The following is an 11366-nucleotide window of genomic DNA, read 5'->3' on the forward strand; positions in this document are numbered from 1 at the left end:
TTAATTATAAGGGAAACAGATGCTTTTTTGTTATAGAAAGAAAAAGGGTGTTCTTACCAATTTCTTAGTAACAACACCAAATATTATAGACCCATAATCTGCAAAAAACCACCACGAAAAACGTTTTTCGTGGTGGTTTTACTTATTATACTTCTTTAAAATAAAAGCGTTGGGTCGCGTAATCTCCGTGCAGAGAATCATCGACGTATAATCCTAGATGCATCAATTCTGAACCGGTTATTTGTTGGTCATTCCACTGGTAAATCCCATCGGTTTTTAGCCCTGCTAATTTTAGCGTCACAAAAGGCGCTGCCGCATCGGCTAGTGGTCTAAAATAAAAGGCCATTGCTTCTTTTTGATCTTTCGAAACAAACATCCAAGCGACGTCGTTACTTTCATAAGGGCTTTGCAAACGAATAAACGTGCCAAATTGCAGTAGTTGACGGTGTTGTTTGTAAAACTGTACTTGTTCTTTAATTTCTGCTTTTTCATCGGCCGTTAGTTGGGTTAAATCTAATTCATAACCAAAGACACCCGACATCGCGACATTGCCACGTATCGCTAAACTGGTTTGACGATTTGTTTGGTGATTTGGTACAGCTGAAACGTGCGCCCCAATACTTGAAATTGGGTAGACCATGCTCGTACCATGTTGGATTTTCAAACGCGAAATGGCATCCGTGTTATCACTCGTCCAAGCTTGTGGCATATAATGAAGGAAACCTGCGTCAAAGCGCCCACCACCACCGGAGCAACTTTCAAATAAAATTTCTGGGTAATTTTGAGTTAATTTTTCTAAAAATTCATATAAGCCTAACATATAACGGTGTGATACTTCACCTTGCATCGCTGGATCAAGTAGTAGCGAGTAAACTTCCGTCATGTTGCGGTTCATGTCCCACTTAATGTAATCAATCGGCACGCGGTCTAAAATGGCGGTCATTTGTTGGTAAATATTTTCGCGGACATCCGCACGTGAAAAATCAAGAACATACTGATTGCGGCTAACCGACTTGCCTCGATTTGGCGTTGCTAAAACCCACTCTGGATGCTGACGATACAATTCACTATTGGCCGAAATCATCTCTGGTTCAAACCATAAACCAAATTTCATCCCTTGCTGGTGTACATAGTCCGCTAGTCCGGCTAACCCTTTGGCTAATTTGCCTTCATATTCAAACCAGTCCCCCAACGAACGATTGTCATCATCACGCACACCGAACCAACCATCATCTAAAACAAACATTTCAATCCCTAACGCTTTGGCTTGGTCCACAATCCCATAAATTTTTTCGTCGTTGAAATTAAAGTATGTCGCTTCCCAGTTGTTGATTAAAGTTGGTCGTTCTTGTAGCTGATATTTCCCTCGAACTAAGCGTTGATTAAACAAATCATGATACGTCTGTGACATCGTGTTTAGCCCGGTTGCACTATAAACACTCACCACTTCTGGCGTTTCAAACGCCGCACCTGGTAAAAGCTGCCAACCAAAGTTAAACGAATTGATACCTGTCACCACACGCGTTTGTAAGAAAGCATCTTTTTGAATCACCGTTTCATGGTTGCCACTATAAACCAAACAAATCCCATAAGCTTCCCCTTGAAACTCGGTCGTCGTTGGTTCAACCAATGCAACAAACGGGTTTTGTTGATGCGAGCTCGAACCGCGTTTACTATCAAAAACTCGTGTGCCAATTTCAATTTTTTCGCGCGTCATTTGACGTTCTTTTGCCCAAGTTCCATTTAAATGAATGACGTCTAGCGCACGATTCGGAAAATCAAGACACTGACTAGCCAGCTGATTGACCTCAACCGTTGTCGTGCTTTCATTACTGATTTTTGTTGAACGAATTATCGCACTATAATCAGCATAAATGGTATAGGACAAACGCAAAGTTAACTGCGCAACCGGGTCTTTTAAATAAATGTGCAGTGTTTCTGCTTCTTTTTCCTCTTTCACATACGTACTTGGCAATCCTGTTAATTTAGGTTTGCCGGCAAGAATTTCATAACGATCATAACGAAAATCGGTGACGCGACTGCCATTTGCTAATTTCAAATTAAAAGCCGGTTCACGAAAATCGCCATAACCATAGCCTGGATACTCCAACATGAGCGTATCAATCGAATACGAACGCGCCGTTGCCCCAGCTGGATTGGGTGAAAAAGAACGGTTACTGCGCAAGAACTGATAGTGACCCGAATAATCACTCAATGCTTGTCCATAATAAAGATGGGCTAAATACCCTTCTTCTTCAATTTGAATTAAATAACTAATTTGTTCATTTTTCAAATGAAAAACTTGTTTGTTTTCATCAAAAGTAATCATTTTTTTACTCGCTTTCGAATTTTTGTTATTTGACCGAACCATTGGTCATTCCTGAAATAATATTTTTTTGGAAGATTAAATATACAATTAGGATTACCACAATCCCCACCACGTAAGAAGCAAATGATGGCCCATAATCACTAAAGTATTGCCCTTGATAATTGTACTGGAAAAGTGGCAAAGTCCAATTGGACGAATCTTTATTTAATAAAAGTAACGGTAAAAGAAAATCGTTCCAAATCCATAAGGCATTAATAATTAGCGTTGTCGCATGCATCGGTTTCATTAATGGAAAGACAATTTGAAAGTACATACGAAATTTACCACAACCATCAATTTCAGCTGCTTCATCCAGTTCGATTGGAATTGCTGTTTTAATATACCCTACATATAAAAATAACGTCTGCGGAATCGCATAAGCCAAGTATAAAATAATTAACCCTGTAATGTTTGATAAACCTAACTTTGTCATCATCGTCGTAATTGGAATCATAATCACCTGAAAGGGTACAAAAATACCAAGGATTAAAAAAGAATACATCAAGGCGAACGCTTTTTTCTTTGACAAATTGCGGGCAATCGAGAAGGCTGCCATTGGAACAAACAAAGTGATCAACGCGATTGAAACAACCGAGATAATCGTTGAGTTAAAAAAGTATTGACCAATCCCATCGGTTAACAGTCGTTGAAAATTATCCGTTGTAAAGGGATTGGGTAAGCCAAAAAAGTTGCTCGTAATCTGATTGGTATCTTTAAATGAACTAATAACCGTTAAGTATAGTGGAATAAAAATCAGAATAAATCCTAAACTTAAAAATAAATAATGAAAAATTGAGTTTTTTTGCTTCATCTGTCTTTCCTCCCCTAAACTTCAAACCGTTTAGATAAACGAATTTGTAAGACTGAAATAACTGCAATGACCATAAACAAGACCACTGCAATGGCATTAGCATAGCCGTATTGATTGCTCTTAAAAGCATAATTATAAACAAGGAGACCCAAAGTCGTGGTTTTATCACTTGGTCCGCCGCCAGTTAAGGCATAAATTAAATCAAATGCTGTTAATCCTGCTTTTAAAGCCATAATAAAGACCATACTTAATGACGGTAACAAATACGGAAATTCAATATGGATAAATTTTTGTTGGCTCGTTGCACCATCAATCGAAGCAGCTTCTAAAATTTCTTCTGGAATACTTTGCAAGCCCGCTAGAAAAATAACCACCGGCATGGCAATCCCTTGCCATAAGGCGACAAATAAGACACCCCAAAAGACTGTTTTTTCATTGGCAATTAAATTTTGTTCTAAAAATCCCCAACCAAGTTTTTCCCCTAATTGTGGTAAGCCATAATTAAAGATCTGCTTAAAAATTAAACCGAGTGTGACCGTGCTTAAAACTGCTGGGAAGAAGTAGGCTGTCCTAAAAAAGCCCACTCCTTTCATTTTGCGATTTAAAAATCGAGCAATCACAATACCCAAAACCACTTCACCTACAATTAATCCTAGCGTAAAAATAACCGTAAAGCCAATCGATTTCATAAATTTTTGGTCTGATAAAATCGCTTGAAAATTTCTTAACCCAACAAAATTGTAATTGTTCGTTAGTCCTGTCCAGTCAGTTAAACTGTAGAAAAAACCTTGCAACATCGGTAAATAGAAAAAGATTACTTGTAATAATATTGGGATTAATACAAAAAGATAGGCCCAATAATGATTGAAAAGACTATTTTTTTTCATTGCTCTCATCCTTACTATTTCATCGTGTCAAAGAAATTGTTCAAATTTGAAGCCAATTGTTTTCGGTCTTGATTATTTACATATTCAACCGTCATATGGTGGAATGTTTCTTCTGAAGTCCAATCTTTTTGTAACCAAACAATTTGGCGATCGGTAAAGACGTATTGCGTCACACCTGCTGTCTCTGGGAAACGATCTTGTGTTTCCACCGCTGTTACAGAAGTCGGCGCACCATCTACGTCATAATACTTTTGCATTGCGTCTTTTGTTGTCATGTATGCAACAAATTTATTGGCAGCTTCTTTATTTTTTGAACTTTCTGCAATTGACAAAGCTAAATCGGCTGCACCAACCGTCATTTGTTCGTCTTCTTTTTGCCCCGGATAAGCAAACATTCCAATTTCAAATGTTGGGTTTTGGTTTTGAACGGCTGGCAATGCCCAAATCCCATTCGGGAAAATCAATGCTTTCTCTTTGGCAAAAGCAGCTACTGCGTCATCATAAGTCGCCCCATTTGCATTTTTTTGTCCAGTACCATTCAGTAAATCTAATTGATCGGCGACTTGATCAAAATCAGAATTCCCAACTTGAATGCTGCCTTTTGGACTACGAACAAGTGCATCATTCGCTGCGGTAAATCCGCCCGTCGTCGTTGCCCAAGCAAGTTGATGATAACCATTTAATGTCCATGCATCGGCTTGTGTTAAAGATAATGCAAAAGGAACTTCCTCTTTATCTTGAATGTTTTGAACGAGTGCTTCAAATTCTGACCAAGTATTCGGAACTTCTAAACCTAATTCAGCAAATTTTGTTTTATTATAGAAGAAACCCCAAGCATTACTTGTTAAAGGGATTGAATATATTTTATCATTAATTGCATATGGATTAGCTGCCCCTTCTGACAAATTACTCAAGTACTCCGCTTGTGTTAAATCAGCGAAGATATCGTTTTTCGCCCACTCCTGAAAATCAGCATTTTGTGGGAAAACATTGATTACATCTGGGATATCGCCACTTGAAATCCGTGTTTTTAAAACCGTTCCCGCATCTGGAACATTAGTAAACTTCACTTTAATCTCAGGGTTTTCTTTTTCAAAATCGTTAATAATTTCTTGGAGAGTACTTTGCATTTCTTTTTTCTGACTAAAAAACTCAATTTCTGTCTTACCATCTTTGTCTGCTTCTTTACTGCCACACGCGCTCATTAAGACAAGTGAACTTAAAACTGTTGCTCCAACGAACCATTTTTTTGAGATTTTCATATTATTTCCCCCTAAACCATTTTGTTTGCGCTTTCTTATTACTAAACATATCTTAAACGTTAACCAAAATAAAGTCAATAGTTTTTACTAAAATATTTAAGTTAACAAAAAGAGTGAACACTTAAGTTGTGTTCACTCTTTTCTAAATTACCTTTTCACTTTCCCGGATAATTACTTGACTGGGCACCATTACTCGAATGGCAATCGTGCGAACTTGCTCTATCTTTTCTTTCGCTAAACGAATCGCAATGCGCCCGATTTCTTCTGTTTGAATATCAACGGTACTTAAAGACGGGGTCAAATACTCAGCGACTTCAATGTTATCAAAACTCACAATTGAAACGTCTTCTGGAATATTTATGCCTTGTTTTTGAAGCGCGCGATAGACGCCAACTGCAATCGGGTCGTTCGCTACAATAATGGCACTCGGTAAATTTTTGCCCACGTTTGCTAACAATTCATTGCAAGCGGTCATACCATCTAATGTATTCCAACCGGCAATATACGTTTGAACGGCTTCGGCTAACCCATGTTGTTGCATCCATTCTTCATAAGCTGTCTGACGAAAATCGTCATTTGATTCATAGCGTTTACCTTGGAGATCTAATAACACACGCGGTCCACCGATAAAAGCAATTTTGCGATGCCCTTTTTGATAAAGGCGCTCTAAGTGATCACGAGTGGCTTGTTGCAAGTCTGTGTAAACGGCATCCACTAAAGTCGTCGCATTGGGATCGTCCACCACAATCAAATTCGAGTTATATTTCATCACAAATTCAATCACACTTGGCAAAACTTGGCCGACAATAATCACGGCTCCACTGTTTTTAAGTTCTTCTGGTTTAATCTTGCCTTCACATAAACGCACCGTTTGAGTGATTGCTAATTTTCTTTTTTCTGCTTCTACTTGAATCCCGCGACGAATCGCGCGAAAATAGGGATCTTCGAGTTCATCGATCTCAGAGACAGTTGTAATTAATAACACACTTTTAGTGGCTTTTGTTTTCTTTTGCGGTACGCTTTTCTTTTGATAACTAAAATGCGTCACGGCTTCTGCAATTTTCTCTCTTGTCTCATCTGTTACGGAGAGTGTCGGGTCTTCATTTAAGACACGCGAAACCGTTGCGATAGAAACACCCGCTCTTTTGGCTACATCACGAATACCAGCCATTTTATCATCTACCTTCAATTTATCTGTTAACTAAAATAAACCACATATATACTGAAATAGCAAGCTTTATCTATTAAAAATTTGTTTACTAAACGAATTGTTTACTTTTTTAAAATACGACTTCCATTCCATCATAACTTGTCACTATTGCATTTTTTTCGCTTAAAGTGCACATTTGGGCAAAGTTCATGCCACCATTATGGGAAAAGTGACTCGCAATAAACTGCGTCTGATCGTGGATAAGCCCTAATTGCCGCATGTGTGCAATCAAAGCTAGGTTTTCTTTTAGTGACATATGGACTGGATCGCTACTTGCTCGTTCTTGTCCCGTACAATCAAGTGATACACAGTCAAATAGCCAATGATGTTGCGCTAAAAAGCTGAGATCTGCTTCTTTAGGAACGCCCGTATCATGGCCATAAAAAAGACACTTGCCATCGCTCAAATTTTGAATGGCATAACTTAGACAGTCCGCTTCAAAATGGCCATGTTGCGCTGGGATTGGGCAAACACGATACGAACCAATCGTTGTTTCTTCGTAAGGTGTGAGCGTATGGTAAAGCAAACGACGCTCATCAAACCGTCCTTCTAGTTCAAAGGCCCGGTCATAAAATTCTTTAACAAAAGGACTCCCGTAAACATGTAAAACATTGGGTAAATTTTGCGCGTAACCACTCATGCGTAATGCTAAATCTTCCCCATAAAAATGATCGCCATGCCAATGCGTGAGTAGTAGATGTTCCACCTGATTAAAATCGATTTGGTGTTGCAACTGATGTAGATAGCTATCTGCTGTAAAATCAATTAGTAATTGGCCATCATCGACCCACGTTTGCATTTGCGTGCGAATCTCTTTACCTTTTTCTTTTCTTGCAAAAGCACAAACCTCACATGTACAAAAAATCGCTGGGACCCGTTCAGCGGTTGCCGTTCCTAAATATTTTATTTTCACTCAAATCACCTCTCATTATTTATCACTTTTTAGAATATGCTTTCTCCGCTTTATTTGAAAGTGGTTTAAAAAAAAGAGAAAATCTATTATAAAATAAAGAACTGTTCAAGTAAGGAAGCCTTGTTAAGTAAACATTCACCGCTCAGAAATAGCAATTATTCAGCGTTTAGACCATAAAAAAAGATTAGCCATAAAAGCTAACCTTTTTTGTTATTTCATTATAGTTTCCCTTGCTCCATTGCTGCATCTTCTGCGGCCATTTGTGCTTCGATATCTGAAATACTATAGACATTTTCGCTTGCAACGGTTACTTCTTTTGGTTCCATGTTGCGGTAACGTGGCATACCTGTTCCTGCTGGAATAATTTTTCCGATGATAACATTTTCTTTCAAGCCAAGTAAGTGGTCTTTCTTACCACGAATCGCCGCATCTGTTAAGACACGTGTCGTTTCTTGGAAGGAAGCGGCAGATAAGAAACTATTAGTCTCAAGGGAAGCTTTCGTAATTCCAAGTAGAACCGGACGAGATGTTGCTGGGACGCGACCAGAAACAATCGCTTCGTAGTTACGGTCTTTAAAGTCGGCAATATCCATTAAAGTACCTGGTAAGATATCGGTATCACCTGGATCCATGATGCGAACTTTACGTAACATTTGACGAACCATTACTTCAATATGTTTATCGCCAATTTCTACCCCTTGCATCCGGTAAACACGTTGCACTTCACGTAATAAGTAGTTTTCAACTGTTAGTACGTCACAAACTTGAAGTAAGTGTTTTGGCTCAATTGAACCTTCCGTTAACGGTGCACCACGATCAATCATGTCGCCTTGTGCTACTTTCATACGTGCAGTAAATGGTACTTGGTAAGTTCTCGTGTCGGTTTCACCTTTAATGGTTACTTCTTTCACGCGTGTCGCTGCATCTTCTGTGATATCGATCACTTCACCTGTTACCTCAGAGATTACTGCTTGACCTTTTGGATTACGTGCTTCAAAGATCTCTTGAACACGAGGAAGACCTTGCGTGATATCGTCTCCGGCAACCCCACCAGTATGGAACGTACGCATCGTCAACTGTGTACCTGGTTCTCCGATTGATTGCGCAGCGATGGTTCCAACTGCCTCACCAACTTCAACTTCATTACCAGTTGCCAAGTTACGGCCATAACAATGTTTACATACACCGTGTTTGGTATTACATGTAAAGACGGAGCGAATCGTTACTTTTTCAATGCCCGCTTTAATCGTTTGTTTTGCTAAATCTTCCGTAATTAAATCGTTGGCTGCAACAATCACTTCACCTGTTTCTGGGTGAATAATTGATTTACGTGCATAACGACCAATTAAACGTTCTTCTAAAGATTCGATAATTTCATTGCCTTCACGGATAGTCGCAATGTCTAATCCGCGATCGGTACCACAATCGTCTTCACGAATGATGACATCTTGGGCAACGTCAACTAAACGACGCGTTAAGTATCCTGAATCGGCTGTCTTCAAGGCGGTATCGGTCATTCCTTTACGCGCCCCGTGAGTCGAGATAAACATTTCTAAAACGGTTAACCCTTCACGGAAGTTAGAAATGATTGGTAATTCCATGATTTTCCCACTTGGAGCCGCCATCAGTCCACGCATTCCCGCTAATTGGGTAAAGTTGGAGATGTTACCACGGGCACCAGAATCAGACATCATGAAGATTGGATTTTTTGCATCTAATGTTTCCATTAGTTTAATTTGAATTTGATCTTTCGCGCTATTCCAAACACCAATGACGCGTTCGTATCGTTCATCATCCGTAATTAAACCACGACGGAATTGTTTAGTAATGCTATTCACTTGTTTATGTGCTTCTTCGATAATATCATGTTTTTCTTCTAAGACCATGATATCGGCAATTCCAACCGTAATCCCTGCCATTGTCGAATGTTTGTACCCTAGATCTTTCATACGGTCAAGCATGCGAGATGTTTCGGTTACTTTGAAACGTTTGAAGACTTCGGCAATCACGTTTCCTAGATTTTTCTTCTTAAATGGTCCGACTAAATCTTGGGTCTTAATGTATTCTGGAATATTCGTACCTGCTGGAACAAAATATTTATCCGGTGTTTTAACCGTTAAGTTATAGTCAGTTGGTTCGTTTAAGTAAGGGAACTCTGGTGGCATAATCGCGTTAAAGATAATTTTACCAACGGTTGTTAATAATAATTGCTCTTTTTGCTCTGGTGTAAATGGTTTTTCACCTAAGTGAGCAGGATCGACAGCAACACGTGAATGCAAGTGAACATAGCCATTACGCCATGCTGTAACTGCTTCATCCATGTCACGGAAAATCATGCCTTCGCCTTCACGACCCGTTTCTTCCATTGTTAAATAGTAGTTCCCTAAAACCATATCCTGAGATGGCGTTACAACTGGTTTACCATCTTTCGGGTTCAAGATATTTTGTGCCGCTAGCATTAACATCCGTGCCTCTGCTTGGGCTTCTTCGTTTAATGGTACGTGCACCGCCATTTGGTCCCCATCAAAGTCGGCATTATAAGCTTCACAAACTAATGGGTGTAAACGAATCGCACGACCTTCGACTAAGATTGGTTCAAACGCTTGAATTCCTAATCTATGAAGCGTCGGTGCTCGGTTTAGTAGTACGGGATGCTCTTTAATCACATCTTCTAAAACGTCCCAAACATCGTCTTCTTGACGTTCAATTTTACGTTTTGCATTTTTAATGTTTGACGCAATTTCGCGTTTTACAAGTTCGTGCATCACAAATGGTTTGAATAATTCTAACGCCATTTCTTTTGGCAAACCACATTGGTACATTTGTAAAAATGGTCCAACAACGATTACCGAACGGCCAGAATAGTCAACCCGTTTTCCAAGTAAGTTTTGACGGAAACGACCTTGTTTTCCTTTCAACATGTGAGAAAGAGATTTCAATGGACGGTTACCTGGTCCTGTTACCGGACGGCCACGACGACCATTATCAATCAATGCGTCAACGGCTTCTTGGAGCATTCGTTTTTCATTTTGAACGATAATATTTGGAGCGTTTAAGTCTAATAAACGTTTCAAACGGTTGTTACGGTTGATTACACGACGGTATAAGTCATTTAAATCAGAAGTCGCAAAACGACCACCTTCTAATTGTACCATCGGGCGTAAATCAGGTGGAATAACAGGAACAACGTCCATTACCATCCAGCCTGGTTGGTTACCTGAAGCACGGAAAGCTTCTAAAATATCTAAACGACGAATCGCGCGTGTCCGTTTTTGGCCAGAAGCGGTTTTTAACTCTTCTTTTAACTCCGCTACTTCGCCTTCTAAATTGACATTATCAAGCAATTGTTTGACCGCTTCGGCACCCATTGCGGCAGTAAATTCTTGACCATATTGATCACGTTTTTCGCGGTATTCACGTTCGGTTAACAATTGTTTCTTTTCTAAACTTGTATTTCCCGGTTCAATCACAACATATGAAGCAAAATAAATGATTTCTTCTAACGCACGTGGGCTCATGTCTAAAACTAACCCCATGCGAGATGGAATCCCTTTAAAGTACCAAATATGTGAAACTGGTGCGGCTAATTCAATGTGTCCCATGCGTTCGCGACGAACTTTTGAACGAGTGACTTCTACGCCACAACGGTCACAAACAATCCCTTTATAACGGATTCGTTTGTATTTTCCACAAGCACATTCCCAATCTTTTGTCGGACCGAAAATACGCTCATCAAATAACCCTTCTCGTTCAGGTTTTAACGTACGATAGTTAATGGTCTCAGGTTTTTTTACTTCCCCATACGACCAGCTTCTGATTTTCTCGGGAGAAGCCAAACCTATTTGCATGCTTTCGAATCTATTTACATCGATCAAAAGGGGTTCCCTCCATTTCATTTCATGGCTAAATATTCAA

General features: G+C 39.4%; 7 protein-coding genes. All 7 read right to left on the reverse strand.

The window, feature by feature from the left end; all coding sequences use genetic code 11:
- Positions 1–145: 145 nt before the first annotated feature.
- The gene (locus JOD14_RS03050) at positions 146–2329 is read right to left on the reverse strand and encodes an alpha-galactosidase (protein WP_204653224.1); all 2184 of its coding nucleotides are present in this window, start codon (positions 2327–2329) and stop codon (positions 146–148) included.
- A 25-nt stretch (positions 2330–2354) separates the two neighbouring features.
- Positions 2355–3179, reverse strand: a complete 825-nt coding sequence (locus tag JOD14_RS03055) for a carbohydrate ABC transporter permease (RefSeq protein ID WP_204653225.1) — start codon at positions 3177–3179, stop codon at positions 2355–2357.
- Positions 3180–3193: 14 nt separating this feature from the next.
- Positions 3194–4066 carry a carbohydrate ABC transporter permease gene (locus JOD14_RS03060; RefSeq protein WP_204653226.1) on the reverse strand — a complete coding sequence of 291 codons (873 nt, stop codon included), beginning with the start codon at positions 4064–4066 and terminating at the stop codon, positions 3194–3196.
- Between the two features lie 14 nt (positions 4067–4080).
- Positions 4081–5328 carry an ABC transporter substrate-binding protein gene (locus JOD14_RS03065; protein ID WP_204653227.1) on the reverse strand — a complete coding sequence of 416 codons (1248 nt, stop codon included), beginning with the start codon at positions 5326–5328 and terminating at the stop codon, positions 4081–4083.
- Positions 5329–5470: 142 nt separating this feature from the next.
- Entirely contained in the window at positions 5471–6499 is a 1029-nt protein-coding gene (locus JOD14_RS03070; RefSeq protein ID WP_204653228.1) for a LacI family DNA-binding transcriptional regulator, read from the reverse strand.
- A 109-nt stretch (positions 6500–6608) separates the two neighbouring features.
- On the reverse strand, positions 6609–7451 hold the full coding sequence (locus tag JOD14_RS03075) for an MBL fold metallo-hydrolase (RefSeq protein ID WP_204653229.1): 843 nt from the start codon (positions 7449–7451) through the stop codon (positions 6609–6611).
- A gap of 218 nt (positions 7452–7669) precedes the next feature.
- Positions 7670–11326: a DNA-directed RNA polymerase subunit beta' gene (rpoC, locus tag JOD14_RS03080; RefSeq protein WP_338031663.1), complete on the reverse strand. Its 3657-nt coding sequence runs from the start codon at positions 11324–11326 to the stop codon at positions 7670–7672.
- Positions 11327–11366 lie beyond the last annotated feature (40 nt).

It is taken from the genome of Enterococcus lemanii (assembly GCF_016909125.1).
Lineage (GTDB): Bacteria > Bacillota > Bacilli > Lactobacillales > Enterococcaceae > Enterococcus_I > Enterococcus_I lemanii.